This window comes from Telluria sp. ZB4P37 (assembly GCF_059685855.1).
The window spans coordinates 435,522-460,494 of the sequence record NZ_JCASID010000002.1 but is presented as its reverse complement, the minus strand read 5'-3'; the positions used below and the strand labels follow the sequence as shown (position 1 = coordinate 460,494).

Sequence of the window (24,973 nt, the reverse complement as noted above, 5' to 3'; positions counted from 1 at the left end):
TTCAGCTACGGCGCTGGCGCTGCGGCGCGGCCGCGCTCAAGGCACGGATTGGACGCCCGCGCATCGCGCTGCCCGGCCCGCGCCGTTCTTCCAGGCCGTGGAAGCCTGAATCGTCTTCGTCGGCGTCAATGGACGCGATGTCTGCGGCGTCCCTGGCCGGGCGGCCTTCGCTATCGGTGAACTTGAAGATCGAGACCGCCTTGGCCAGGTTGACGGTCTGCTCGTGCAGGCTTTCGGCCGCCGCCGCGGCTTCTTCGACCAGCGCCGCATTTTGCTGGGTCATGCCGTCCATCTGCCCGACCGCCCTGTTCACTTCGGCGATGCCGTCGGCCTGCTCGGTGCTGGCGATGCTGATGCGGCCGATGATGTCGTTCACCTGGCGCACCGAGGCGACGATGTCGCCCATGCTGGCGCCGGCCTGGCTGACCGAGGCGCTGCCGTCCTCGATGATCTTCACCGAGTCGGCGATCAGGGCCTTGATCTCGCGCGCAGCTGCTGCCGAGCGCTGGGCCAGGGTGCGCACTTCGGCCGCGACGACGGCAAAGCCGCGTCCCTGCTCGCCGGCGCGCGCTGCTTCCACCGCCGCGTTCAGCGCCAGCAAATTGGTCTGGAACGAGATGCCGTCGATGACGCCGGTGATCTCGACGATCTTGCGCGAGCTGGCCTGGATCGATTCCATGGTGGCCACCGCGCGGCCCACAGACTGGCCGCCGGTGGAGGCCAGCTGCGCCGCTTCTGCCGCCAGGTCCGAGGCGAGACGGGCATTGTTGGCGTTTTCCTTCACCGCCGTGGTCAGTTCTTCCATGGTGCTGGCGGTCTGCTCGAGCGAGCCGGCCTGCATCTCGGTGCGGGTCGACAGGTCGAGGTTGCCGCTGGCGATTTCTTTCGAGGCCGTGTCGATCGAGCGCACTGAGCGCATGATGCTTTGCAGGGCGCCGTTCAGGCGGCCGATGGAATGATCCAGCGCGCGCGAGGTGTCGGCGATTTCGTCACGGCCGGCGCCGGGCGTGCCGGAAGGCTGCAGGCGGCCGTCGGCCAGGTCGTTCACCACCGTGGCGATCGAGCGGATGTCGGACAGCATGGCGCGCCGCACCAGCATCGTCACGATCAGCGACAGCGCGATCGACAGCACCACCAGGCCGGCCATGCTCATGCCGAGCAGGCGGAACTCGGCCTTGGCGGCGGCGTGCGCTTCCACGCTGAGTTTTTTCTCCAGCGCGGCCAGGCGCTGCAGCTCGGTGTCGAGCGCGACGAACTGCTTTTCCGCCTTCTGCATCGAATTGGTGGCGATCGACTGGTCCACAGCGGCCAGCTCGATCGTCTCCGATACCAGCTTGCGGTAGCTGGCCAGCGCAGCCAGCGAGCCTTCCAGCGCGGTACGCTCGGATGGCTCGGCCAGCTTGGCCAGCTCGCCCAGCTTGGTCTTGACGTCGGCATGCTTCTTGTGAATGTCCGCGATCAGGGCCGTGAGGCGGTTCTGCGCGAAGCTGCCGTTCACCCAGGCCAGCAGCTGGTAGATATTCGCGTGCGCAAAGCGCGCGTCGCCCGCCACGTCGGCTACCGACTGCAGGCGCGCGGCGCGCACCTGCACCATGTGCTCGAGCGAGGCGTTCTGGCGCACCATGCCGTAATAGGCGGCTGCCGACAGCATGGTCAGCAGCACCAGCACGAGCCCCGGGGCCAGCAGGAGTTTGGGACCGATCCGCAATTTATTCAGCATGCTTGACTCCGGGGAGGGCAGGACGGTGAGGTCGGCTTATTTCTTGTAGATGCCGGCTTCCAGCACCACGTCGTCGACCCGCTGGATATAAGTGGTCTTCGGCTCGATCTTGCCGCTGGTCGGGTTCTTGTACTGGTAGTCGACCCAGCCCTTGCCCTTGGCGGCAGCGACGTCGATGATCTCGCGGCGGTATTTCTTGCCGTTCGCATCCGGCACGTCGGTCAGGTCCTTGCCGACGATCGACGGGTTGTAAGGGTGGGCCAGCACGATGCCGGTCTTGAGGTCGCGCATGTCGATGTACAGCTCGCCCTGGACATACTCGCCATCCTTCGCGTTGATTTTTTTCATCATCTCGTCCTTGCCCTTGGCTTTCACGAGGGCGACGCCGCGTTCGACCATGGCGACGGCGTCTTTCTCGGTCGGGGAATTGGCCAGCACAGGGGCGGCGACGAGGGCCAGGGACAGGGCGGCGGCAGTAGCGAACAACTTCATGGTGTAACTCCTTTGGTGGATGTTCTAGGGCCAACATTTCTAAAGTGCATTGCCAAATGTACCGGGGTCGGAAGGAGCTGGATTGCGGTAGCGCAATCGCAGGGCAGGACCGCCCTGCAGCGTTGCGCATTGGTGTCAGGGCCTGGCTGGCTTGACATGGGCGTCCACGGTTGTCCCGCTTGCATTCCTTCTTGTTTTAACCCCACCCGTAGGACCAATCTGATTGATTGACGGCAATTCTTCATAATTTCCGCAACGTAAGATGAATTCTTCCCGGCAACGCTTTTTCCTCTGCCGGTCTTTCGTCCAACGTTTCCTGGAGAACTTCCGTGATCATGACCGACTCGACGCCATCCAAATTCAAGCCCTACACCCGGCAAACGATCCACCTGGCGCGCCAGTGGCAATGGATGTCGCCGGACCTGCAGGAAGCGGTGCAGGTGGTGTCGCATGTGCTGCCATTTCGCGTCAACGCTTATGTGCTGGAAGAGCTGATCGACTGGGACAAGGTGCCGGACGACCCGATCTACCGCCTGACTTTCCCGCACCGCGACATGCTGCCCGCCCTTGAATACGAGCAGCTGCGCGACCTGGTGCTGTACAAGAAGGACGATGCCGCCATTGCACGCCTGGTGCACGGCATCCGCATGCGCATGAACCCGCACCCGGCCGGCCAGATGACCCATAACGTCCCGCGCGTGAACGATGCGCCGCTCAAGGGCCTGCAGCACAAGTACAAGGAAACGGTCCTGTTCTTTCCGAGCTCGGGCCAGACCTGCCACGCCTACTGCACCTTCTGCTTCCGCTGGCCGCAGTTCGTCGGCATGGATGACATGAAGTTCGATGCGCGCGAGTGCAGCGAGCTGGTGGCCTACCTGAAGACCCACCCGGACGTCACCGACGTCCTGATCACCGGCGGTGACCCGATGATCATGAATACCCGTTCGCTCGCCGAATTCCTGGAACCCTTGCTGGCGCCGGAGCTGGCCCACATCCAGAACATCCGCATCGGCACCAAATCGGTGGCTTACTGGCCGCAGCGCTTCGTGTCCGACAAGGACAGCGACGACTTGCTGCGCCTGTTCGAGAAGGTGGTCAGGTCCGGCAAGAACCTGGCCATCATGGGGCACTACAACCATGCCGTCGAACTGCGCGCGCCCGTAGCCCGGCAGGCCGTCAAGCGCATCGTCGGCACCGGCGCCACGCTGCGCATGCAGGGCCCCCTCATCCGCCACATCAACGAAGACCCGAAGAGCTGGGCCGAACTCTGGACCACCGGCGTGCGCCTGGGTGCGATTCCCTACTATATGTTCGTAGAGCGCGACACCGGCCCGCGCGACTACTTCTCGCTGCCGCTGGCGCGCGCGCACCAGATCTTCCAGGAGGCGTATTCGATGGTGTCGGGCCTGTCGCGCACGGTGCGCGGCCCGTCGATGAGCGCCTTCCCCGGCAAGGTGGCGATCGACGGCGTCGTCACGATCAACGACGAGAAGCTGTTCGCGCTGCAGTTCCTGCAGGCCCGCAATCCGGAATGGGTGCGCCGCCCTTTCTTTGCGAAATACGATCCCGAGGCCACCTGGCTCGACCACCTCAAACCGGCCTTCGGGCGCGACAAGTTCTTCTTCGAGGAGGGCGGCACCGCGCATCAAGGCGCACGGGGACGGGTGATCCCGCTGGTGCCGGCAGGGCAACGCGCCGGCGACACCGGCTGCAGTCCGGCCCTGCACGGCGGAACCGAGCCCGACGCCGCCTGACCTCCCGGAGACCTGCACCATGCCGGACCAGGCCACCACGCCACGCCTGTCCGGCATGGCGGTATTCTTCTACGTGTTCCTGCCCTTCGCGCTGGGACACTACCTGTCTTCCCTGCTGCGCAACGTGAACGCGGTGCTGGCCTCGCACCTGGTGGGGGCGCTTGCGCTCACGCCGGGCGAGCTGGGGCTGCTGACCAGCGCCTTCTTCTTCGCCTTCGCCCTGGTCCAGCTGCCGGTCGGGATCGCCCTCGACCGCTACGGGCCGCGCAAGGTGCAATTGGCGATGATGCTGGTCGGCGCGCTCGGGGCGCTGCTGTTCTCGCGCGGCCATGGCTTCGCCCAGCTGGTGGTGGCGCGCGCCATCATGGGCTTCGGCCTGGGCGGCTGCTTCATGGCGGCGGTAAAAGCCGTCTCCACCTGGATCACGCCGAGCCGGCTGCCGTCGGTGCATGGCTACCTGATCGCCGTCGGCGGCCTGGGCGCGGCAACCGCCACCATGCCGGTGCGCCAGCTGCTCCAGTACACAGACTGGCGCGGCCTGTTCGTCATGCTGGCGGCGCTGACCGCCTGCTGCGGCGTTCTGATCTGGCTTCTCTGCCCCCGCACTACGGGCGCCGCCTTTTCAACCTCTTCCAAGCGCTGCCCGCTGGGACTGGCGCTGCGCGATGTCTTCTGCGCCCCGGTGTTCCGCAGCACGGCCTCGCTGGTCTTGATCCCGCACGCGGTCTTCTTTGGCATCCAGGGCCTGTGGATCGGGCGCTGGCTGAGCGACGTCGCGCTGTTCCCGGAAGATGCGGTCGCCTACCTGCTCTACATGGGCATGGCGGCGGTGATCTTCGGGGCGATTGCGGTCGGCATGATCACCGAATGGGCCGGGCGGCGCGGCATCGCCCCGCTCGACGTGGCCGCCGCCGGCATCGGCGTGTTCCTGCTGGTGCAGCTGGCCTTCGTGGTCAGCTACAAGCCGAGCTTCCAGCTGCTGTCGGTGATGTTCACGCTGGTCGGGACGATTACCGGGATCGAATACGCGATCATTGCGCAGTCGATGCCGAAGGAGCTGACCGGGCGCGCGGCGACCTGCCTGAACCTCCTGATCTTCATCGGCGCCTTCGTGGTGCAGGCCGGCTTCGGCCTGATGGTCGGACTGTGGACGCCGGGCGCCGCCGGCCACGCGCCGGCGCTGGCCTACCAGGCGGCGTTTGCGGTGCTGCTGCTGGCGCAGTTGCCCGGACTGGTCGGCTTCGTGCGGCGCCGGCGGCGCGAATCGGCCGCCGCAGCAACCGCGGCGAACGAGGACGAAGGTCTGGCCGCCCCCTCGTGACAGTCGGGTTTTCCCTGCGGTAACGGACGGCGTACTATTGCCAAATTAGCTAGCATCGGAGCACAATCGATGCCGTCCGTTACCTCTGAGGGAAACCATGCGCGATCACACCTTGCCTTGCCTGTCGGCGGGCGCCATGCTCCTGCTGCTCGCCGCCTGCGGCGACAAGTCGACCCTCCCGGTCGGCGCCGATGTCGGCCCGCAGCCGACCATCCGGGCGCCGGTCAAGCGCATGATCCCGACCGTCGACATCGCGCCCGCCAAGGGCTGGCCGCAAGGCGCCGCGCCCGGCGCCGCCCCCGGCCTGGCGGTCAAGGTGTTCGCGTCCGGCCTCGATCATCCGCGCTGGCTGCACGTGCTGCCCAACGGCGACGTGCTGGTGGCGGAAACCAATGCCCCGGAGCGCCCGGAAGACAAGAAGGGCATCAAGGGCTACATCATGGGCAAGGTGATGGCCAGGGCCGGCGCCGCCGTGCCGAGCGCGAACCGCATCACCCTGCTGCGCGACCTTGATGGCGACGGCGTGGCGGAAACGAAGAAGGTCTTCCTCAAGGGCCTGAACTCGCCCTTCGGCATGGCCCTGGTCGGCGACATGCTGTACGTGGCCAACACCGACGGCATCGTACGCTTCCCCTACCGCACGGGCGACCTCGAGATCACGGCAAGCGCGCAGCCGGTGGCTGCGCTGCCGGGCGGCCCGCTGAACCACCACTGGACCAAGAACATCATCGCCAGTCCGGATGGCCGCAAGCTGTACGCCACCTCGGGCTCGAACAGCAACGTCGCCGAGAACGGCATCGACAAGGAAGTCGACCGCGCCGCCATCCTGGAAGTGGACATCGCCACCGGCAAGACACGTTTATTCGCCTCCGGCCTGCGCAACCCGAACGGCATGGCCTGGCACCCGCAGACCGGCGCGCTCTGGACCGTCGTCAACGAGCGCGACGAGCTGGGAAGCGACCTGGTGCCGGATTACCTGACTTCCGTGAAAGAGGGCGGCTTCTATGGCTGGCCGTACAGCTACTACGGCAAGCACGTCGACGAGCGCGTCAAGCCGCCGCGCCCCGATCTGGTGGACAAGGCGCTGGTGCCGGACTACGCGCTCGGCTCCCACGTGGCCCCGCTCGGGATGGCCTTCTACACCGGCGCGCTGCTGCCGCAGTTCGCGGGCGGCGCCCTGATCGGCCAGCACGGCTCCTGGAACCGCAAGCCACTGTCGGGCTATAACGTGGTGTTCGTGGCGTTCAAGGAGGGCATGCCGAGCGGGAAACCGGTCGAGGTGCTGGCGGGCTTCGTGGACAAGAACGGCGATGCGCTGGGACGGCCGGTGGGGGTGGCGGTGGATAAGCCGGGGGCGATCCTGGTGGCGGATGATGTGGGCAACGTCATTTGGCGCGTCACGCCGAGTAGCCGATAATCGATGTAACCCGGAACGCCCGCAGACCACCAAATCGTAGCGTGGACAAGTTCCTTGCCCACGCGTTCAAATCACGTTTGAACAATCGGCGCGGCTGCTCATCCGCTGCTTGAACGCGTGGGCAGGAAAACCTGCTCACCCTACGGTTCCAGGCAGATCGTCAGGCGCAGCCTTCGACCAGCAGCACGGGCAACCCGGTCCACGCAATCGCCACGAAGGCCATCACCGCCGTCAGCGCCGCCGCCCAGTCCAGCAAGCCCGCTTCGGAACCCGCCCGCAACATCCCCCGCTCGCGCCACACCAGCCACCCGCACACCGCCAGCGCCACCACCGTCACACCCCCCAGCAGCACCCGGTCCGGCCCACCCGCCCGCATCGCCGCCGGCGTGCACTGCGCCGCCGCCAGCAAATAGCAGAAGGCGAAATGCGCCGCCCATACCAGCAGGGGAAGGGTGCCGCGCGCGAGCCGGCGCCAGAAATGATCGTGCATGCTTTACTCCATCAGCAGCGGCAGGACATGCACCAGCACCATGCCGGCAATGCCCTGCAGCGTCGTGTAGTGCCAGATCAGGGCGACGTTGTCGAGCGTGGCGCGATTGCGCTCACCGAGCATGCCGCGCCAGGCGCGCAGGCACAGGTAGGGCCCGGCGATCGCCAGTAGCACGATGTGCAGGCCCTGGTAGCCCAGCAGCGTGGCAATCGCCGCGCCCCAGGCACTGGCGGTCGGCTCCAGGCCTGCGAACTGGTGGCCGCTCAGGTCAAGCACGAAGGAAGACACTGCGCAGCCCAGCGCCGCCAGCACCAGCCAGGGCAGGCGGCGCTTGCCGAGGGCGCGCACCGCCAGCAGCATCAGGATGGAACTGGCCAGCAGCAGGCCGCCGGACGCGAACTGCCACGGCAGCGCGGGCAGGGCGGCGCCGGGCGGCGGGCAGACCCGCAGCCGCATCGACACGTGGATATAGGTAAAGCCGAAGGACGCGAAGATGCTGGCGTCGACGACCAGCATGATCATCGTGCCCCACCACGACTGCGAGGCCGTGCCCCTGGCGTTCACCGGCAAGACCAGGTCGTCGGACACGCGCGCTTCATCGATCGAAGGCTTGCGGTCGGACTGCCACAGCCAGCCCAGGGTGCCGGCCACCGCCATGAAGCCGAAGATCCAGGCCAGCAGGATCATCTTCACCGTCAGCAGCAGGAAGAAGCCCGCGGTGCCGAGCGCCGCGATCACCGGCAGCCAGCTGTCGCCCGGCAGCACCATCAGGTAGCGCGGCTCTGCTTCAACAGGGCTGGTGGCGATGGTCTCGCGCAGTCCGGTGGCGGTATTGGGCAGGTAGTGCTGGCCGCGGTCGACTTCTTCGGACAGGGTTGGCTGCTCCCACAAGGGGTTGCCTGATGTGATGCGCGGGATGCTGCGGTTGCCGTAGGATTCGGAGGTGAGCCATTCGAGCGTGGGCGCATTCCAGGGGTTGCCGACTTCCTTGTCGGGCCGGCGCAGGGTGCGCACCAGGTCGACGAAGAACAGCACCACGCCCGCGGCAAGCACGAAGGCGCCGATCGTGGAGAGCATGTTCAGCAGGTTCCAGCCGAGGTTCGCATCATAGGTGTAGACCCGGCGCGGCATGCCTTGCAGGCCGGTGATGTGCATCGGGAAGAAGGCCAGGTTGAAGCCGCCGAACATCAGCCAGAACACCCAGCGCGCCAGCGTTGCCGACAGCTGGTTGCCGTTGATGAGCGGGGTCCAGTAATACATCGCCGCAAATACCGGGAACACCATCCCGCCAATCAGGACGTAGTGCAGGTGGGCCACGATGAAATAGGTGTCGTGCACCTGCCAGTCGAACGGGATCACGGCCACCATCACGCCGGTCAGGCCGCCCAGCACGAAGATGAACATGAAGCCGAGCAGGAACATGGTCGGTGGGCTCATCTTCACGCGGCCGTTCCATAGTGTGGCGATCCATGCGAAGACCTGGATGCCGGTGGGGATGGCCACCGCCATGCTGGCCGCCGAGATGAAGCTCATCTCCAGCACGCCCAGGCCGGCGGTGAACATGTGGTGGGCCCACAGCCCGAAGGAGAAGAAGCCCACGCCCACCAGCGCCACCACCACCGCGCGCTGGCCGACCAGGGGCGTGCCGGCGATGGTCGGGATCATCGTCGACACCATGCCGGCGGCAGGCAGGAAGATGATGTAGACCTCGGGATGGCCGAAGAACCAGAACAGGTGCTGCCAAAGGATCGGGTCGCCGCCACGGTCGGAGATGAAGAAAGGCCAATCAAAAGCGCGCTCCAGCTCCAGCAGCGCGGTGCCCGCGATCACCGCCGGGAAAGCGAATACGATCATCACCGCCACCACCAGCATCGCCCATGCGTACACGGGCATGCGGCGCAGCGTCATGCCCGGAGCGCGGGTAAACAGGATGCCGACGATCAGCTCGACCGCGCCGGCGATGGCCGAAATCTCGATGAAGCCGATCCCCAGCAGCCAAAAATCGGCGTTCAGCCCGGGCGAGTATTTTTCGCCGGTGAGCGGCGGGTACATGAACCAGCCGCCGTCCGGGGCCAAGCTGAAGAACAGGGTGCAGAAGAAGGCCAGGCCCCCGAAAGCATAAGCCCAGTAGGCATAGGCGGACAGGCGCGGGAAGGGCAGGTCGCGCGCGCCCAGCATATTGGGCAGCAGGTAGACCGCGATCGCTTCGACGATGGGGATCGCGAACAGGAACATCATCACCGTGCCGTGCATGGTGAAGACCTGGTTGTAGGTGCCGGGGCTGAGCAGGGTGTTGTCGGGCACGGCCAGCTGCGCCCGCATCATGAGCCCCAGGATCCCGGCCAACACGAAAAACAGCAGCGCCGTGCCAATGTAGAGCAGGCCGATGCTGGTGTTGTTCACCGAGGTCATGAAACGCAGGCCGGTCGGCGTGCGCCAGGTTTTTACCAAACGGTCAAATTCTCCCTCGGGACGCGGCAGGGAAGAGGGCAGTGGTGCGCGGACAGCGTCGGTCATTTCAGGTGCTCGAGGTAAGTGGCCAGCGCGCTTAAGGTGTCGCGGTCGAGGTCTTGCGAACCGGGCATGAAGACGCCCGGCTTGGCCGCTTGCGGGTCGGCGATCCAGCCCCCCAGGGTGTCGCGGTGGGTGCGCAGGGTGCCGGCGCCGATGTGCAGGCGGCTGCCGACGTGGGTCAGGTCCGGCCCCAGGCGCGTGCCTTCGGCCACGCCGCGGATGGCGTGGCAGGCCTGGCAGCGCTGTTCCAGGAAGGCCGTGCGGCCGCGTTCCAGCACCTGGCTGCTGGCCGGCGCCGCGGGCAGGGCCTGGCGCGCCAGCCAGGCATTGAATTCGTCGGGCGTGGAGGCGATCACGTGCAGCGCCATCTTCGCGTGCTGGGCGCCGCAGTATTCGGCGCACTGGCCGCGATAGATGCCGGGCTTGTCGGTGCGCAGGGTGAGGCCGGTGACGCGTCCCGGCACCATGTCGCGCTTGCCGGCCAGCGCCGGAATCCACAGGCTGTGGATCACGTCGGCCGAATTCAGGCCGAGGTAGACCGCGCGTCCGGTCGGAATATGGATTTCGTTGGCGCTGACGATCTCGCGCCCGGATACCGGGTCGTGGTAGCGCACTTCCCACCACCACATCTTGGCCGTCACCGAGATGGTCAAGGCATCGCGCGAGGATTGCGGCGCCAGCTGGGTGCTGCGCCAGGTGCTCCACCCGAGCAGCGCGCTGAGCACCACGATGGGAAAGGCGATGCCCCCGCCCCCGATCCACAGCAGCGCGCGGGCAGGACGCCCCTGGGGCCGCAGGCTCAGGGCCAGCAACAGCATCACGGCCACGAAGATCAGGGCGGCGGCGCCGAACAGCACCCAGGCGAAATGGCTGATGATGGTGGCGTCCCACCCGGCCGGGTGCAGTACCGATTGCAGGTTGTCGTTCATCCCGGCCTTAACGCAGCGTGTACAGGAAGGCCGCCATGTGGCGCGCTTCCTGTTCGGTGAGGCCCATCGGCGGCATCTCGGTGCCGGGTTTGACGGCGTGCGGCACGCGCAGCCACTGCACCATGTTGGCAGGCTGGTTGGGGATGCCGCCCGCGATATAGCTCAGGCGGCCGATGGTGTCGAGCGCCGGCGCCTGTTCGCCGGCAGCGCCCTGCACGCCTGGGATGGTGTGGCAGGCGCCGCACTGGTACTGGGTCACCAGGCGCAGTCCCTGCTGCACGTCGCCACCGGGGACAGTCACGCCGCCGGACTTCTCGCCGCAGCCAGCCAGCGCCGCCATGCATGCCAGCAGCGTGCCGGCGCGTATGGTTTGGGGGACGAATTCGTGGAAAGAGATGGTGCGCACGCTTGGAAATCACAATTGTGGAGTGGCTTTTATAATACACAAAGAATGATGCAATTTTTTTAACTACTCCAATCGGACGCCGCTCTCGCATGCTCTCCAACCGCCACCGGCTGATCATCAAGACCGCCGTATTGACGCTGCTCGCGGCCGGCGTCACCGCGGGCGCAGCCGGCCTGGCCATGCTGTACGGCGGCTGGTACAACATCGGCGCCACGGCCCAGCACTTCCCCTTCGTGTACACGGTGCTGGAAGAGGGTATGAAGCAGTCGGTGCAGAACCACGCGCAGGAGGTGAAAGTGCCGGCCTTCGGCGGCGCACGGCAGCTGCGGCGCGGCGCCCAGGTCTACCGCGACAAGTGCGTGCAATGCCACGGCGGGCCCGGGGTCGCGCAGTCGACCATCGGCATGAGCATGCAGCCGATTCCAGGGCCGCTGGTCGATGCCACCCAGCGCTGGGAACCGCGCGAGCTCTACTGGGTCACCAAGCACGGCATCAAGATGAGCGGCATGCCGGCCTGGGAGTACCACCTGGCCGACGAGGACATCTGGGCCGTGGTGGCGTTCGTGCGCACCCTGCCGGCGATGAGCGCCGACGACTACCGCGCCGCCACCGCGAAAGTGGGCACGCCATGAAGGCGCTGCGCATCGCCACGATGCTGCTGGCACTTGGCGTGCTGGCCGGCTGCGCGCCGCCAGTGCTCCCTGGCGTGCAGGGCGACCCGGTGCGCGGCAAGATTGCGCTGACCCAGTATGCCTGCCAGTCCTGCCACATGATTCCGGGCGTGCCCGGCCCGAAGGTCTATGTCGGCCGGCCGCTGTCGGACCTGGCCAAGCGCAAGGTGCTGGTCGGTACACTGGAAACCAGCCAGGCCAACCTGGTGCGCTGGATCCGCGCCCCGCAGGCGATCGACCCGCACACCGCCATGCCCGACATGGGCGTGACCGACCGCGATGCGCGCGACATGAGCGCCTACCTCCTCAGCCGCTAAGCCGGTACGCCCTGGCGATCCTTGGTATCATCGGCGCCTCGGCCCGGCATGGGCCTGACTACTCACGGGAAGACAAGAATGAGATTGGTGCGCTATGGCCGCCCAGGCAAGGAAAAGCCGGGCCTGTTCGACGAAGAGGGCCGCCTGCGCGACCTGTCCAGGGTAATCGACGATATCGACGGTTCGGTACTATCCGACAAAGCCCTGCGCAAGCTGGCAAAGCTCGACTGGAAGACGCTGCCACTGGTACGCGGCAACCCGCGCCTGGGCGTGCCGGTGAAGGGCGTCGGCAAGTTCATCGGCATCGGCATGAATTATGCCGACCACGCGCTTGAAACCGGCACCGTGGTACCGAGCGAGCCGGTGTTCTTCACCAAGGCCATCAGCAGCTTGAGCGGCCCGGACGACCCGATCCAGCTGCCGAAAGGCTCGAAGAAGACCGACTGGGAAGTCGAGCTGGGCGTGGTGATCGGCACCCGCGCGCAGTACGTGAACGAAGAAGACGCATTGAAGTGCGTGGCCGGCTACTGCGTGGTCAACGACGTCTCCGAGCGCGCCTTCCAGTTCGAGATGGGCTCGCAGTGGGACAAGGGCAAGGGCTGCGACACCTTCGGGCCGGTCGGCCCCTTCCTGGTCACGCGCGACGAAGTCTTCGACGTGCAGGACCTCGACCTCTACCTGGAACTGAACGGCAAGCGCATGCAGACCGGGAATACCTCGACCATGGTGTTCACGGTGGCGCAGATCGTCAGCTACGTGTCGCGCTTCATGACCCTGGAACCCGGCGACATCATCACCACCGGCACCCCGCCAGGCGTGGGCATGGGCCGCACGCCGCAACGCTTCTTGAAGAAGGGCGACCGGCTGCGCCTGGGGATTGCGGGGATTGGGGAGCAGCAGCAGGAAGTGGTGGCGTTTCCGAAGTAAGCGCGCGTTGGTGGTGCGCCGCTAAAAATTGGGTCCCCGCCTGCGCGGGGATGACGCTGGTTTAGTGTTTGGTTGAGCTACCGGTAACGCTGTTTGCACGACTGCCCTAGAACCGTCATTCCCGCGAAGGCGGAACCCAATTTCGTACCGCAGCCACCAACCTCACCACGCTAGTCCGGCATCGCCCGCACGCTTGACGCCGGCACCGCCGTCCTGGCCGTATTCATGATCATGGCCAGGAAGGTGTAATACCCGTTCACCCCCATCAGGTCGACCACCCCCTGCTCGCCGAACAGCGCCAGCGCATCCGCATACACCCGGTCCGACACCGATTTCCCCTCGTGCAGCTCGACGCAGAAGTCGTGCACCACCGCTTCGTCCACCAGCATGTCGTCGGGCCGGCGCCGCTCGGCGATCGCCGCGATCACCGAGTCCGGGATGCCCACATGCGCCGCGATCGGCGCATGGATCGCCCATTCCACCTGCTGGTTCCACTGGCGCGCCGTGACCAGGATCGCCAGCTCCGACAGCCGCACCCCGATCGCGCTGCGGTAGCGCAGGTATTCGCCCATGCGCTGCGCATACTCCATCAGCTCGGGGCTGCGCAGCAGCGGCACGAAGGGGCCGTAGACCGCGCCGCGCGGGCCGTCGATGATGGCTTGCGCGGCAGCGCGCTGGGCCGGCGTCATGTCGGCGGGGGCGATCGGTCCGAGTCGGTCGGTCATGGGATAGGGCAAATGTTGTAATTGGAAAATAATTGCATAGCGTCCGGTAAAAATCAAAAGAACCGGCGCACCGCACGCTTATTGTCAAAGTCGTTCTTCTTACGATGGGAGTCGCAATGAGCCATATCCTCCACCGCAACCTGCGCCAGGTACCGCCGCTCGCGGTGGCAGCCAGCGGCATCCGCATGCACGACAGCGTCGGCCGCAGCTATATCGATGCCAGCGGCGGCGCGGCCGTCTCCTCGCTGGGCCACGGCCACCCGGACGTGATCGCCGCCATGCACCGCCAGATCGACCGCTGCGCCTACGCCCACACCTCCTTCTTCACCACCGACGTGGCCGAGGAACTGGCCGACCGCCTGGTAGCCGGCGCGCCGCAGGAATTCAAAGGCGTCTACCTGGTCTCGGGCGGCTCGGAAGCGGTGGAAACCGCGCTCAAGCTGGCGCGCCAGTACTGGGTCGAGGCGGGCGAGCCGCAGCGCACGCTGTTCGTCGCGCGCCGCCAGAGCTACCACGGCAACACGCTGGGCGCGCTGGCCGTGGGCGGCAACGAATGGCGTCGCAAGGCCTTCGCGCCCCTGCTGATGGATACCGTGCGAGTGGGCGCCTGCTACGAATACCGCGGCCGCGCCGCCCACCAGAGCGTCGACGACTACACCGCCGGCCTGCTGGACGACCTCGAAACCCGCATCCTCGAGGCCGGCCCGGAAAACATCATCGCTTTTGTCGCCGAGCCGGTGGTGGGCGCGACCGGCGGCGCGATCCCGCCGACGCCCGGCTACTTCCAGGGCGTGCGTGACATCTGCGACCGCTACCGCATCCTGTTCATCGCCGACGAAGTGATGTGCGGAATGGGCCGCACCGGCAGCATGTATGCGATCGAGCAGGACGGCGTGGCGCCCGACATCATTGCGATCGCCAAGGGCCTGGGCGCGGGCTACCAGCCGATCGGCGCCGTGCTGGCGCACCAGACCATCGTCGACTGCCTGCGCAACGGCAGCGGCATCTTCCAGCACGGGCACACCTATATCGGCCACCCGGTGGCGGCAGCGGCGGCGCTGGAGGTGCAGAAAGTGATCGAGCGCGACGATTTATTGGGGCGCGTGCGCAGCCGCGGCGCGACCTTGCGGCGCATGCTGGGCGACGTCTTCGGCACCCACGAGCACGTGGGCGACATCCGCGGCCGCGGCCTGTTCCTGGCGCTGGAATTCGTGCAGGACCGCGCGACCAAGGCGCCATTCGCACCGGAGCGCAAGCTGCACGCGGCGATCAAGGCCAAGGCGATGGAGTGCGGGCTGATGGTCTACCCGATGGGCGGGACGATCGACGGGCTGCATGGCGACCACGTGCTGCTGGCGCCGCCCTTCATTGCGACGGCGGCGGATTTGTCGGAGATCGTGTCGCGGCTGGCGGATGCGGTGGAGGCGGCGTTGAAGGGGTGAGGGCACTTTAGCCACCGCCCTAAAGACCGTCGTTCCCGCCTTCGCGGGAAGTCATGGGCGCCAGTGGCGCCCATGACGGTTTTAAAGATAACGATAGAAACCAGGTCGCGTGTCTGCTTACGACAAGACCTTCCTGAACCACGTCGAAATATCCCGCACCTCTTCCAGGCACAGCGAGTGCTGCATCATGTACTCGTGCCACTCCACCTGGTAGCCCAGTTTCTTGAGCACCTCCATCGATTCCTGCGCGCGGGCAAACGGCACCACGTGGTCCTGGCGGCCGTGGGCCATGAAGATCGGCGTGGCCAGGCTTTCCTCGGTGCGTTCGGCGCCGGCGACCCCGGCCAGCGGCAGGTAACCCGACAGGCAGAGCATGCCCGCCAGCTTTTCCGGATGGCGCATGCCGGTCTGCAGCGTCATGGCGCAGCCCTGCGAAAAGCCGGCCAGGATGATGCGCGAAGCGGGAATGCCGCGCGCCTTTTCGCGCGCGATCAGCGCTTCCACGTCCAGCTGCGAAGCGCGCAGGCCGCCTTCGTCTTCGCGGCGGGTCAGGTCGGTGGCGACGATGTCGTACCACGAGCGCATCACGTAGCCGCCGTTGATCGTCACCGGCATGGTCTTCGCATGCGGGAACACGAAGCGGATGCCAGGCAGGCCGGCCAGGTCGAGCTCCTGCACCATCGGCACGAAGTCGTTGCCGTCGGCGCCCAGGCCGTGCAGCCAGATGACGGCGATTTCCGGGTTCGGTGCGGTTTCGATCTCGATGTTTTCCAGCAGCTGGTTCATTGTTGTCCTTGTTATGCGGCGGAAGGCGCAGCAGGAGCGCGCAACGCCGACTTCGGGCGGAAGGTCTTGCTCACAGCCGGATTGGTTTCCATGTAGGGTCCGCCGATCAGGTCGATGCAATAGGGGACCGCGGCAAAAATGCCGCCGACGAGCGTGTTGCCGGCATCGTCCTTGAGCCCTTCGAGCGTTTCCTTGATCGACTTCGGCTGGCCCGGCAGGTTCATGATCAGCGCCGCATGGTCAGCCGTCTCGCGGATCACCGCGGTCTGGCGCGACAGGATCGCGGTCGGCACGAAGCGCAGGCTGATCTGGCGCATCTGCTCGCCGAAGCCCGGCATTTCCTTGGTCGCCACGGCCAGCGTGGCCTCGGGCGTGAGGTCGCGCCGCGCCGGGCCGGTGCCGCCGGTGGTGAGCACCAGGTGGCAGCCAACCTGGTCGACCAGGTCCACCAGGGTGCGCTCGATCTCCGCGCGTTCGTCGGGGATCAAGCGGGTCTCCAGCCGGTAGGGCGTGGTGATCGCAGCGGCAAGCCAGTCGCTTAGTGCGGGAATGCCCTTGTCCTCGTAGACCCCGCCGCTGGCGCGGTCCGACACCGACACCAGGCCAATCACCAGCTCGTGGTCGGCCATCGCCGGATTACTCGTCGTCGGACTCGTCATCGACCGCTTCCTCGTCGCCGGCTTCCGATTCGGCCTGCTTCGACTTCTTGTTCAGGTCCTTCAGGATCTGGAAGATCTCGCGGTAGGCTTTCGGCGGCTTGTTCTCCGCCTGCTCCTTGCGCGCGTTGCGGATCAGGGTGCGCAGGTGCTGCACGTCCAGTTCCGGGGCTTCTTCCAGCAGCTTGGTCAGGGCCGTGTCATCGGTGAGCAGCTTCTCGCGGCGGCGCTCGAGCGCGTGCAGCGAGGCGGTTTCGGCCTTGGAGGCGCCTTTCCAGCTGTCGATGGTGCGCTGGATGATGGCCACTTCCTCTTCATCGAGGGTGCGCATCTTCTTGCCCACGAACTGCAGGGCGCGGCGGCGGCCTTCGTGGTTGGTGATGGATTGGCAGGTGAGGATGGCTTCCCTGACGTCCTCGGGCATCTCGATGCGCTTGACCCGGTCGCGCGCGGCGTCGACAAGCTGTTCGCCAAGCTTTTGCAACTCGTTCGAGTGGCGCTTGGCCTCGGACTTCGATGGGCGTTCGTATTCTTGCTCGAATTCGTTGGACTGGAAGCCCACGGAGCCGCGATTTGGATTAGGCATGATTTGGATTGATCCGATTGGCACTGGGCCGATCAGTGAAAACTGTAAACGGCTGCTATGATAACTGTTTTAGGGCTCGCTACGAAAAACACTATATGAACGACTCCGCTTTCACCCACACCCAGGACCAGTTGAAACAGCTCGCCCGCGACGTTTTGGCGTACGCAAAAGAGCAGGGCGCGACCGACGCCTCGGTGGAAATCAGCGAGGGAAGCGGATTATCAGTTTCTGTACGTAAAGGAAAAATCGAGACCATCGAGCAAAACCGCGACAAGGGCATCGGCGTCACCGTCTATGTCGGCCAGTGCCGCGGCAACGCCAATACCTCCGATTTCTCCACCGGCTCGCTCAAGGCCACCGTCGAAGCAGCCTGGAATATCGCCCGCTTCACCGCCGAAGACGACTGCTCCGGCCTGCCGGACGCCGACCTGCTGGAAATGGAACCGCGCGACCTGCGCCTGTTCTACCCATGGCAGATCTCCACCGAAGAAGCGGTCGAACTGGCCCAGCGCTGCGAAAATGCGGCCTTCGAGGTCGATCCGCGCGTGACCAATAGCGAAGGCGCCAGCGTCTACGTGCAGCAGTCGCATTTCGTCGGCGCCAACAGCCGTGGCTTCATCGGCGGCTACCCGTTCTCGCGCCACACCATTTCGGTGGCGCCGATCGCGGGCAAGGGCAACAAGATGCAGCGAGACGACTGGTACACCTCGGCGCGCGACCCGAAAAAACTGGGCAAGCCCGAAGCAGTGGGCCGCTACGCAGCCGAACGCGCGCTGGCCCGCCTGAACGCGCGCAAGCTCGATACCCGCACCTGCCCGGTGCTGTTCGAGGCGCCGCTGGCCGCCGGCCTGCTCGGCGCCTTCGTGCAAGCCGTCTCGGGCGGCGCGCTCTACCGCAAATCCACTTTCCTGCTCGACACCCTCGGCAAGCCGGTCTTCCCGGACCACATCAATGTGGTGGAAGACCCGCACCTGATCGGCGCGGTCGGCTCGGCGCCTTTCGATGAAGAAGGCGTGAAAACCGTGCGCCGCAAGGTCGTGGACAACGGCGTGCTGCAGGGTTATTTCCTGTCGTCTTATTCGGCACGCAAGCTGGGCATGCAGACCACCGGCAATGCCGGCGGCTCGCACAACCTCGACATGGTGTCCACCCAGACCAAGCTGGCCGACAATTTCGAAGGCATGCTGCGCAAGATGGGCACCGGCCTCCTGGTCACCGAGCTGATGGGGCAGGGCGTGAATTACGTCACCGGCGACTATTCGCGCGGCGCCTCCGGCTACTGGGTCGAAAACGGCGTCATCCAATACCCGGTCGAAGAAATCACCATCGCCGGCAATATGCGAGAGATGTTCCAGCAAATCGTGGCCATCGGCAACGATGTCCTCACCCGCGGCAACAAGTCCACCGGCTCGATCCTGATCGAGAAGATGGTCATTGCCGGCAGCTGACAGGAGCAGGCCATGAGCAAATTCATTCGCATCGATAAGGACAACATCCCGAAGAAAGCGGTCCTGCTCAACCTCGACCTGGTCGCCACCGTCGAGCTGGCGCCGCAGTCCGACCTGCTCAGCTCGAACAACGACGAGAAGCGCATGTACGCCAACCTGCTGTCCGGCGACAAGACCACCCTGGCCACCGTGCATTTCGACAGCGTCGAAGATGCCCACGCCTGGGTCGCGACCCACCTCGACGTCAAGCTCTAAGCCGACGCGCCATGGCGGGCAACAAGACGGTGGCGAACGATGCCGGAGTGCGCGCCTATCTGGACGCTATTCCCGACGAGGCCCGCCGCCGCGACTGCGAGGCGATCGCGGCCATGATGCAGCAGGTGACCGGGGCGCCGCCCGTGATGTGGGGGCCTGGCATCGTCGGCTTCGGCAGCTACCACTACGTCTACGAGAGCGGCCGCGAGGGCGATGCCCCGCTGGCAGGCTTTGCCTCGCGCAAGGGCGACATCAGCATCTACCTCGATTGCGACGCGCCGGCGCTGCAGGCCTTCCGCGGCACACTCGGGCGGCACAAGATGGGCAAGGCCTGCCTGTATGTGCGCCGCCTGATGGACGTCGATGCCGGCGTGCTGGAACGGATGGTAGCGGCGTCGGTGGCCGTCACGCGCGCACGCTACCCCAGCTGATTAGCTGTAAGGCATGAACGGGATGCCGTTCGCGATCAGTTCGGCCACGCCGTCCACGTTCTCGCCGCTCTCGCTGATCATCGACAGCACGCCCACCAGGTCGGCCTTCTTGCTGTCCAAAATATCCAGCCAGCAAGCGTAACCCGCCGCTTCCGGCGCGCGGTGCAGGATGTTGGTGTACAGGCGCGTGACCAGTTCCGCGTTGGTCGGCGTGGCGCCATACAGGTCGGCGAACACTTTCGACGCGACGAAGCCCACGGCCAGGTCGTGCACGGTGGCGCCCTTGTCCATCACCGACAGCCAGAAGCCCATGCCGCCCAGGTCCGGCGCGCGATCAAACGCGGCGCGGTAGATGCGGAAGGCCTGGCCGGCCACGCCGTCGATGTCGATGTCGATGTCGAGGGCCATGCCGACGCCGTCGCCAAAGAGCAGGCGTTCGACGCCGTCCAGGGTGTCGGTGCCTTCGCCATTGAGCCGCAACTGTCCTCGAATCGACAATTCTTGTCTAGAAATCTATATAACAAAACCTGTAACCATGCCGGAGGCATAGCACTACTGCGAATGTGCAAACGCCCCGAAAACCGGGGCGTTTGACAGATCTTGCAGGGATGCAGATCGTCAGCCTGCCTCTTCGATCCTGCTCAGCCGCTGCCCGAAAATCCCCCAGGTGCGCGGCTCGCCCTCGACCGTGGCCTTCAGGACCCAGCCGGTGCCGACCTTTTCTACAGTAACCTCGGTCTCGAGTTCCTTGGCAACCTTCTCGGCCCAGGCCCGGGCCGAGCCCTGGCCCTTGAACAATTCCTGGCCCTCGAACACGACGGTCGCGTCGAACACGGATGCGGCGAATACGGTCATGGTGGCCTCGTCCTTACTTGTTGCGCAGTGCGCGCACGGTATTGAGCACCGGCTGCAGCACCGATGCGCCCAGGCGCGCGCTGCGGGCGCCGTCCCAGCCGACCAGCGGGTCCGGATCGTTGGCGTTGTCCTTGAACGGCAGTTCGAGCGTCAAGGAAAGGCAGCCGAAGGCGTGGGTGATGTGCGGCGAACCCATGGTGAGCGTTTCTTCGGTGTACGGGGTCTGGCCGTAGCCGTGCACGTCCTGGAAGTCCGGGCTGGCGATCTTGAAATCGTCGATGAAGCGCCGCTGCGCCGCGGCTTGCTCCGCGCTGAAGGTCGGCAGGGATTCGCTGCCGGCCACGAACACGTAGGGCAGGCCTTCGTCGCCGTGCACGTCCAGGCACATGTCCACGCCCACCTCGTGCATCTTCTGGCGCACCAGGAATACTTCCGGACTGCGCTCCATGGTCGGGTTCTTCCACTCGCGGTTCAGGTTCGCGCCGGCCGCGTTGGTGCGCAGGTTGCCGCGCACCGAGCCGTCCGGGTTCATGTTCGGCACCACGTAGAACACCGACTCGTTCAGCAGCTGGCGGCCGAACGGGTGGGCCGGGTCGAGCAGGGCGTCCAGCATGCCTTCGACGAACCACTCGGCCATCGTCTCGCCCGGGTGCTGGCGCGCGATGACCCAGACCTTCTTCTTCTCTGGCGACGGCTCGCCGATGACCAGCATGTTCAAATCGCGGCCGTCGACGGTGGAGCCGAGGTCCAGCATGCGCACGTTCTCGGACATCTGGGCGCGATCTAGCAGCTCCAGGTGGCGTTCCCACGAATAGGGCTCGAAATAGGCGTAGTAGACGCTGTCCATGCCCGGGGTGTGCTCGATGGTCATCACCTCGCCATCGAAGCTGGTCGGCACACGGAACCAGTTCACGCGGTCATAGCTGGCCATGGCCTGGTAGCCTTCCCAGCCGGCCGGATAGGCGGCCTGGCCGGCGTTCAGGAAGCGGATCGTGCACGCTTCGCCTTGGGCGCCCTGCAGGCGGAAGTAGAACCACTGGATGATCTCGGCGTGCGAGTCCTTGCGGATGTTCAGGTCGATGGCGTTGGCGCTCGTGGCGTTCACGATCTCGATGGCGCCGGCGTCGAACTGGCTGCTGATCTTGATAGACATGGTATGTCCTGTTGTTGGGTGATGTCGGAAGATGGTGATGATACCGCAAGGCCTAGTCCAGGCCCCCGAAGCGGTCATGAAAGTCGCTGCCGGCCTGCGGCGTGCCGTCATCTTCTTTCAGCAGCATCGTCATGATGTGTTGCTCCGCCTGTTTGTAAGTCAGCCGGTAGATCTGCCCGGCCAGCTCGTAGGCATCCGAGCCGGGCCATGGGCCGGGCAGCAGCTCGACCGGCAGCATCGGGTCGTGCAGCTGCACCCGGCGATAGGCGTGGACCAGCAGGCTGCGGATGGCGAAGGCGTCCTGCGGGTTAATGCCGGCGTCGCCACCCAGCCGCGCCAGCACCGGCGTGAAGCTGTCGATGAATTGCCGGTAGCTGGCGATCACGCCGGACAGGTCCCAGCCGTCGCCTACCAGTTCTGGCAGCGGCCGCGAACCGGCGCCGGGCAGCTCGGCCGCCTCGAACACGAATACCTTGCCGGTGGCCCCGGTGCGCGCCAGGATCTCGCGCAGGGTGTCGCGGTCGGGCGCCGGGTGCGCCATCACGCCGGTGGCCAGCATGGCAAAGCCTTCCCATTCCAGTTCCTTGCGCAGCAGGCTGCGCAGGTCGCCGTCGATGCTGCCGTTCGGGGCCAGCACGAAGCTCCAGCGGCCATCCCAGTGCAGCCCGGGCGGCGAATAGATGCGGCGGTTGGCGCGCTCGAAGCGCGGCAGGGCTCTTGGCTCCAATGCGTAGCGGCTGCGACGGCCCTCGCGGCTGGCGGTCAGCCAGCCTTCCTGCACCAGGCGGAACACGCTGGTGCGCACCAGCCGGTCGGACACGCCCAGGGGGCCCAGCAGCTCGATCATGCTGCCCAGCCAGAAGGCGCCGCCATGCGGGGCGATGGCGTCGCCGCAGAGCGTCATCACCAGCGATTTATGGCGCGGCGGGTCGCTCGCGAGGAGGTGGGCGATCCATTCGCCGCTGGAGCCTGGTTGCATAGGGTTGTTCGCAATATGATTCAATATTTCGGTGTACATCTGATTTTTTGTATCGTATTATGGATTCGATAGGTTTGCAAACGGAGAACCAACATGTATGCACAGATGGTGGAGACCGGACTCAAGAAAGTCCGTACCGAAGAGGACATGAGCGCCGAAGAACAGGCGTTCCAAGCGCGCATCGATGCCGGCATCAAGATCGAGGCCAAGGACTGGATGCCCGAGGCCTACCGCAAGACCCTGATCCGCCAGATCTCGCAGCACGCGCACAGCGAGATCGTCGGCCAGCTTCCCGAGGGCAACTGGGTCACGCGCGCACCGACGCTCAAGCGCAAGTCGGTCCTGCTGGCCAAGATCCAGGACGAAGCCGGCCATGGCCTCTACCTGTACAGCGCCGCCGAGACCCTGGGCGTCTCGCGAGACGAACTGCTCGCCGCCCTCCATTCGGGCAAGGCCAAGTATTCGAGCATCTTCAATTACCCGACCCTGAGCTGGGCCGACATGGGCGCCATCGGCTGGCTGGTGGACGGCTCGGCCATCATCAACCAGATCCCGCTGTGCCGCTGCTCGTACGGTCCCTACGCGCGCGCCATGATCCGCGTCTGCAAGGAAGAGTCCTTCCACGCGCGCCAGGGCTACGACATCATGATGAGCCTTGCCAAAGGCACGCCCGAACAAAAGGCGATGGCGCAGGATGCGCTCAACCGCTGGTGGTGGCCTTCGCTGATGATGTTCGGCCCATCGGACGCCGAATCGGTGAACAGCGCGCAATCGGCTGCCTGGCGCATCAAGTTGTTCTCGAACGACGAACTGCGCCAGCGCATGGTCGACCAGACCGTGCCCCAGATCGAATACCTGGGCCTGACGGTTCCCGACCCCGACCTGAAATGGAACGAGGCGCGCGGCTCCTACGACTTCGGCGCCATCGACTGGAGCGAATTCCAGAACGTCCTGAAGGGCAACGGCCCCTGCAACCGCGAGCGCCTGCGCACCCGCGTCAAGGCCTACGAAGACGGCGAATGGTTCCGCGACGCCCTGGTTGCCCACGCCGAGAAAAAAGCCGCTGCTAAAGCCGCCGCATAAAAAGTACACGGAGAGACAAGATGAGCAAAGAATGGCCCCTGTGGGAAGTCTTCATCCGCAGCCAGCACGGCCTGGCCCACAAGCACGTGGGCAGCCTGCACGCACCCGACGCCGAAATGGCGGTGAATAACGCGCGCGACGTCTACACCCGCCGCAACGAAGGCGTCTCGATCTGGGTCGTGCGCGCCATCGACATCGTCGCCAGCAGCCCGAACGACAAAGAGGCGCTGTTCGAGCCGGCCAACAGCAAGGTGTACCGCCACCCGACCTTCTTCCCGATGCCGGAAGAAGTCAAGAACCTGTGAGTGCGTTGGTGGAGACGAACATCGTGGAGTCAACGACTGCAAAAATCGACTACCTGCTGCGCCAGGGCGACAACGCCTTGATCCTGTCCCAGCAGCTGTGCCAGCTGTGCGGCAAGGGCCCGGCCCTCGAAGAAGACATGGCGCTGTCCAACGTCGCGCTCGACCTGCTGGGCCAGACCCGCATGTGGCTGACCTATGCCGGCGAATTGGAGGGCAAGGGCCGCGACGAAGACCACCTGGCCTTCCACCGCGACGCGCACGATTACCGCAATTGCCAGCTGGTCGAGCAGCCCAACGGCAGCTATGCCGAAGTCATGATGCGCCAGTTCCTGTTCGATACCTGGCACTACTTCCTGATGGATGGATTGACTCGCTCGAGCGATGCCCGCATCGCGGAAATCGCCCACAAGTCGATCAAGGAAGTGACTTACCACCTGCGCCGCTCCGGCGACCTGGTGGTGCGCCTGGGCGACGGCACCGATGTCAGCCGCGCCAGGATGCAGGCGGCACTCGACGATCTGTGGATGTACAGCGGCGAGATGTTCCTCTACGACGAAGTCGATAACGCGATGGTGGAGCAGGGCGTGGCCCCGGCTGCCGACGCATTGCGCCGCCAGTTCCTCGACCACCTGGCCGACGTGCTGAGCGAGGCCACCCTGGTCATGCCCTCGCTAGAAGCTTACATGCAGCGCGGCGGCAAGCAGGGCCGCCACACCGAGCGCCTCGGTTTCATCCTGGCCGAGATGCAATTCCTTCAGCGCGCCTATCCGGGAGCGCAGTGGTAATGACTGCATTGGGCGTCACGCTTGACGATGTCTGGACCTGGCTCGGCGCAGTCGCCGATCCGGAGATCCCGGTCATCTCGGTGGTGGACCTCGGTATCGTGCGCGACGTCGCTCTTGATGGTGACGCCTGCACCGTGACGATCACGCCGACCTATTCGGGCTGCCCTGCGATGCAGGTGATTTCCGATTCGGTGAAGGAAGCCTTGCAGGCGCATGGTTTGGAAAACGTGCGCATCGTCAGCCGCCTGGCGCCTGCCTGGACCACCGACTGGATGAGCGAAGCCGGCAAGGCCGCTCTCAAGGGCTATGGCATCGCGCCGCCAGTACAGCAGGCGATCGACATCAGCGGCCTGCATGCCGGCATCCGCCGCCGCGCCGCGCCCGAGGTCTCCTGCCCGAATTGCGGATCGCCGCACACCCAATTGACGAGCGAATTCGGCTCGACGCCATGCAAGGCGCTGTACAAGTGCCTCGACTGCCGCGAGCCTTTCGATTATTTCAAGTGCCACTGAGAGCACCGAAGGAA

28 protein-coding genes are annotated in these 24,973 nt (G+C 65.6%); 14 read left to right on the top strand and 14 right to left on the bottom strand.

Translation table 11 applies throughout. The annotated features are described in order from the left end of the window. Position 1: 1 nt before the first annotated feature. On the bottom strand, positions 2 to 1,720 hold the full coding sequence (locus AC56K1_RS06445; protein ID WP_497157012.1) for a methyl-accepting chemotaxis protein: 1,719 nt from the start codon (positions 1,718 to 1,720) through the stop codon (positions 2 to 4). Between the two features lie 36 nt (positions 1,721 to 1,756). Then, positions 1,757 to 2,212 (bottom strand): cache domain-containing protein, encoded by a 456-nt coding sequence (locus AC56K1_RS06440; protein WP_497157011.1) that lies wholly within the window; start codon positions 2,210 to 2,212, stop codon positions 1,757 to 1,759. Between the two features lie 335 nt (positions 2,213 to 2,547). Between AC56K1_RS06440 and AC56K1_RS06435 the strand changes: the two genes are divergently transcribed. From AC56K1_RS06435 to AC56K1_RS06425, 3 genes are all read left to right on the top strand, one after another. After that, entirely contained in the window at positions 2,548 to 3,966 is a 1,419-nt protein-coding gene (locus tag AC56K1_RS06435; RefSeq protein ID WP_497157181.1) for a KamA family radical SAM protein, read from the top strand. A gap of 19 nt (positions 3,967 to 3,985) precedes the next feature. Further along, entirely contained in the window at positions 3,986 to 5,287 is a 1,302-nt protein-coding gene (locus AC56K1_RS06430; protein ID WP_497157010.1) for an MFS transporter, read from the top strand. Positions 5,288 to 5,384: 97 nt separating this feature from the next. Then, complete coding sequence (locus AC56K1_RS06425) at positions 5,385 to 6,704, top strand: PQQ-dependent sugar dehydrogenase (RefSeq protein ID WP_497157009.1); 1,320 nt, start codon at positions 5,385 to 5,387, stop codon at positions 6,702 to 6,704. 160 nt (positions 6,705 to 6,864) lie between these two features. On the opposite strand, the gene AC56K1_RS06420 is transcribed toward AC56K1_RS06425, so the two are convergent. Genes AC56K1_RS06420 through AC56K1_RS06405 form a run of 4 tightly spaced genes read right to left on the bottom strand, consistent with a single transcriptional unit; the run spans position 6,865 to position 11,043 of the window. Further along, positions 6,865 to 7,194: a hypothetical protein gene (locus AC56K1_RS06420; protein WP_497157008.1), complete on the bottom strand. Its 330-nt coding sequence runs from the start codon at positions 7,192 to 7,194 to the stop codon at positions 6,865 to 6,867. Positions 7,195 to 7,197: 3 nt separating this feature from the next. Continuing rightward, the gene (ctaD, locus tag AC56K1_RS06415; protein WP_497157007.1) at positions 7,198 to 9,711 is read right to left on the bottom strand and encodes a cytochrome c oxidase subunit I; all 2,514 of its coding nucleotides are present in this window, start codon (positions 9,709 to 9,711) and stop codon (positions 7,198 to 7,200) included. Beyond that, positions 9,708 to 10,637: a cytochrome c oxidase subunit II gene (locus tag AC56K1_RS06410; protein WP_497157006.1), complete on the bottom strand. Its 930-nt coding sequence runs from the start codon at positions 10,635 to 10,637 to the stop codon at positions 9,708 to 9,710. The genes ctaD and AC56K1_RS06410 overlap by 4 nt, the downstream gene beginning before the upstream one ends. A gap of 7 nt (positions 10,638 to 10,644) precedes the next feature. Further along, the gene (locus AC56K1_RS06405; protein WP_497157005.1) at positions 10,645 to 11,043 is read right to left on the bottom strand and encodes a c-type cytochrome; all 399 of its coding nucleotides are present in this window, start codon (positions 11,041 to 11,043) and stop codon (positions 10,645 to 10,647) included. Positions 11,044 to 11,132: 89 nt separating this feature from the next. On the opposite strand from AC56K1_RS06405, the gene AC56K1_RS06400 reads away from it, so the two are divergent. From AC56K1_RS06400 to AC56K1_RS06390, 3 genes are all read left to right on the top strand, one after another. Then, positions 11,133 to 11,675: a c-type cytochrome gene (locus AC56K1_RS06400; RefSeq protein WP_497157004.1), complete on the top strand. Its 543-nt coding sequence runs from the start codon at positions 11,133 to 11,135 to the stop codon at positions 11,673 to 11,675. Beyond that, complete coding sequence (locus AC56K1_RS06395) at positions 11,672 to 12,031, top strand: c-type cytochrome (RefSeq protein ID WP_497157003.1); 360 nt, start codon at positions 11,672 to 11,674, stop codon at positions 12,029 to 12,031. Before AC56K1_RS06400 ends, AC56K1_RS06395 begins: the two co-directional genes overlap by 4 nt. A 78-nt stretch (positions 12,032 to 12,109) precedes the next feature. Beyond that, positions 12,110 to 12,958, top strand: a complete 849-nt coding sequence (locus AC56K1_RS06390) for a fumarylacetoacetate hydrolase family protein (RefSeq protein ID WP_497157002.1) — start codon at positions 12,110 to 12,112, stop codon at positions 12,956 to 12,958. Between the two features lie 170 nt (positions 12,959 to 13,128). Here the strand turns inward: AC56K1_RS06390 and AC56K1_RS06385 are convergent, their stop codons facing one another. Continuing rightward, complete coding sequence (locus AC56K1_RS06385; RefSeq protein ID WP_497157001.1) at positions 13,129 to 13,683, bottom strand: carboxymuconolactone decarboxylase family protein; 555 nt, start codon at positions 13,681 to 13,683, stop codon at positions 13,129 to 13,131. Between the two features lie 116 nt (positions 13,684 to 13,799). Here AC56K1_RS06385 and AC56K1_RS06380 point away from each other — a divergent pair, with 116 nt between their 5' ends. Next, positions 13,800 to 15,125 carry an aspartate aminotransferase family protein gene (locus AC56K1_RS06380; RefSeq protein WP_497157000.1) on the top strand — a complete coding sequence of 442 codons (1,326 nt, stop codon included), beginning with the start codon at positions 13,800 to 13,802 and terminating at the stop codon, positions 15,123 to 15,125. Positions 15,126 to 15,242: 117 nt separating this feature from the next. Here the strand turns inward: AC56K1_RS06380 and AC56K1_RS06375 are convergent, their stop codons facing one another. Genes AC56K1_RS06375 through yjgA form a run of 3 tightly spaced genes read right to left on the bottom strand, consistent with a single transcriptional unit; the run spans position 15,243 to position 17,153 of the window. Beyond that, positions 15,243 to 15,911: an alpha/beta hydrolase gene (locus AC56K1_RS06375; RefSeq protein WP_497156999.1), complete on the bottom strand. Its 669-nt coding sequence runs from the start codon at positions 15,909 to 15,911 to the stop codon at positions 15,243 to 15,245. Between the two features lie 11 nt (positions 15,912 to 15,922). Next, positions 15,923 to 16,570 (bottom strand): molybdopterin adenylyltransferase, encoded by a 648-nt coding sequence (mog, locus tag AC56K1_RS06370; protein WP_497156998.1) that lies wholly within the window; start codon positions 16,568 to 16,570, stop codon positions 15,923 to 15,925. Then, positions 16,548 to 17,153, bottom strand: a complete 606-nt coding sequence (gene yjgA / locus AC56K1_RS06365; protein ID WP_497156997.1) for a ribosome biogenesis factor YjgA — start codon at positions 17,151 to 17,153, stop codon at positions 16,548 to 16,550. Before yjgA ends, mog begins: the two co-directional genes overlap by 23 nt. A 95-nt stretch (positions 17,154 to 17,248) precedes the next feature. Here yjgA and pmbA point away from each other — a divergent pair, with 95 nt between their 5' ends. From pmbA to AC56K1_RS06350, 3 genes are read left to right on the top strand one after another with little or no spacing between them, the layout of a single operon-like run. Next, positions 17,249 to 18,601, top strand: coding sequence for a metalloprotease PmbA (gene pmbA, locus AC56K1_RS06360; RefSeq protein WP_497156996.1), 1,353 nt, complete (start codon positions 17,249 to 17,251; stop codon positions 18,599 to 18,601). Positions 18,602 to 18,613: 12 nt separating this feature from the next. Beyond that, positions 18,614 to 18,856, top strand: coding sequence for a hypothetical protein (locus AC56K1_RS06355; RefSeq protein ID WP_489872546.1), 243 nt, complete (start codon positions 18,614 to 18,616; stop codon positions 18,854 to 18,856). A gap of 11 nt (positions 18,857 to 18,867) precedes the next feature. Then, on the top strand, positions 18,868 to 19,287 hold the full coding sequence (locus tag AC56K1_RS06350) for a DUF1801 domain-containing protein (protein WP_497156995.1): 420 nt from the start codon (positions 18,868 to 18,870) through the stop codon (positions 19,285 to 19,287). Here the strand turns inward: AC56K1_RS06350 and AC56K1_RS06345 are convergent, their stop codons facing one another. From AC56K1_RS06345 to paaX, 4 genes are all read right to left on the bottom strand, one after another. Further along, on the bottom strand, positions 19,288 to 19,785 hold the full coding sequence (locus tag AC56K1_RS06345; protein WP_497156994.1) for a DUF4214 domain-containing protein: 498 nt from the start codon (positions 19,783 to 19,785) through the stop codon (positions 19,288 to 19,290). It lies immediately after the preceding gene. A 120-nt stretch (positions 19,786 to 19,905) separates the two neighbouring features. Continuing rightward, complete coding sequence (locus AC56K1_RS06340) at positions 19,906 to 20,142, bottom strand: hypothetical protein (protein WP_497156993.1); 237 nt, start codon at positions 20,140 to 20,142, stop codon at positions 19,906 to 19,908. Positions 20,143 to 20,155: 13 nt separating this feature from the next. Beyond that, positions 20,156 to 21,295, bottom strand: a complete 1,140-nt coding sequence (locus AC56K1_RS06335) for a M14 family metallopeptidase (RefSeq protein WP_497156992.1) — start codon at positions 21,293 to 21,295, stop codon at positions 20,156 to 20,158. A 52-nt stretch (positions 21,296 to 21,347) separates the two neighbouring features. Continuing rightward, positions 21,348 to 22,274, bottom strand: coding sequence for a phenylacetic acid degradation operon negative regulatory protein PaaX (gene paaX / locus AC56K1_RS06330; RefSeq protein WP_497156991.1), 927 nt, complete (start codon positions 22,272 to 22,274; stop codon positions 21,348 to 21,350). 93 nt (positions 22,275 to 22,367) lie between these two features. Between paaX and paaA the strand changes: the two genes are divergently transcribed. The 4 genes from paaA to paaD are packed head-to-tail and all read left to right on the top strand — an operon-like array spanning position 22,368 to position 24,959. Further along, on the top strand, positions 22,368 to 23,357 hold the full coding sequence (gene paaA, locus AC56K1_RS06325) for a 1,2-phenylacetyl-CoA epoxidase subunit PaaA (protein ID WP_497156990.1): 990 nt from the start codon (positions 22,368 to 22,370) through the stop codon (positions 23,355 to 23,357). Between the two features lie 20 nt (positions 23,358 to 23,377). Continuing rightward, positions 23,378 to 23,662, top strand: coding sequence for a 1,2-phenylacetyl-CoA epoxidase subunit PaaB (gene paaB / locus AC56K1_RS06320; protein ID WP_171083342.1), 285 nt, complete (start codon positions 23,378 to 23,380; stop codon positions 23,660 to 23,662). Positions 23,663 to 23,685: 23 nt separating this feature from the next. Next, entirely contained in the window at positions 23,686 to 24,447 is a 762-nt protein-coding gene (gene paaC, locus AC56K1_RS06315; RefSeq protein ID WP_497156989.1) for a 1,2-phenylacetyl-CoA epoxidase subunit PaaC, read from the top strand. Next, complete coding sequence (paaD, locus tag AC56K1_RS06310) at positions 24,447 to 24,959, top strand: 1,2-phenylacetyl-CoA epoxidase subunit PaaD (protein WP_497156988.1); 513 nt, start codon at positions 24,447 to 24,449, stop codon at positions 24,957 to 24,959. The genes paaC and paaD overlap by 1 nt, the downstream gene beginning before the upstream one ends. Positions 24,960 to 24,973: the final 14 nt, after the last annotated feature.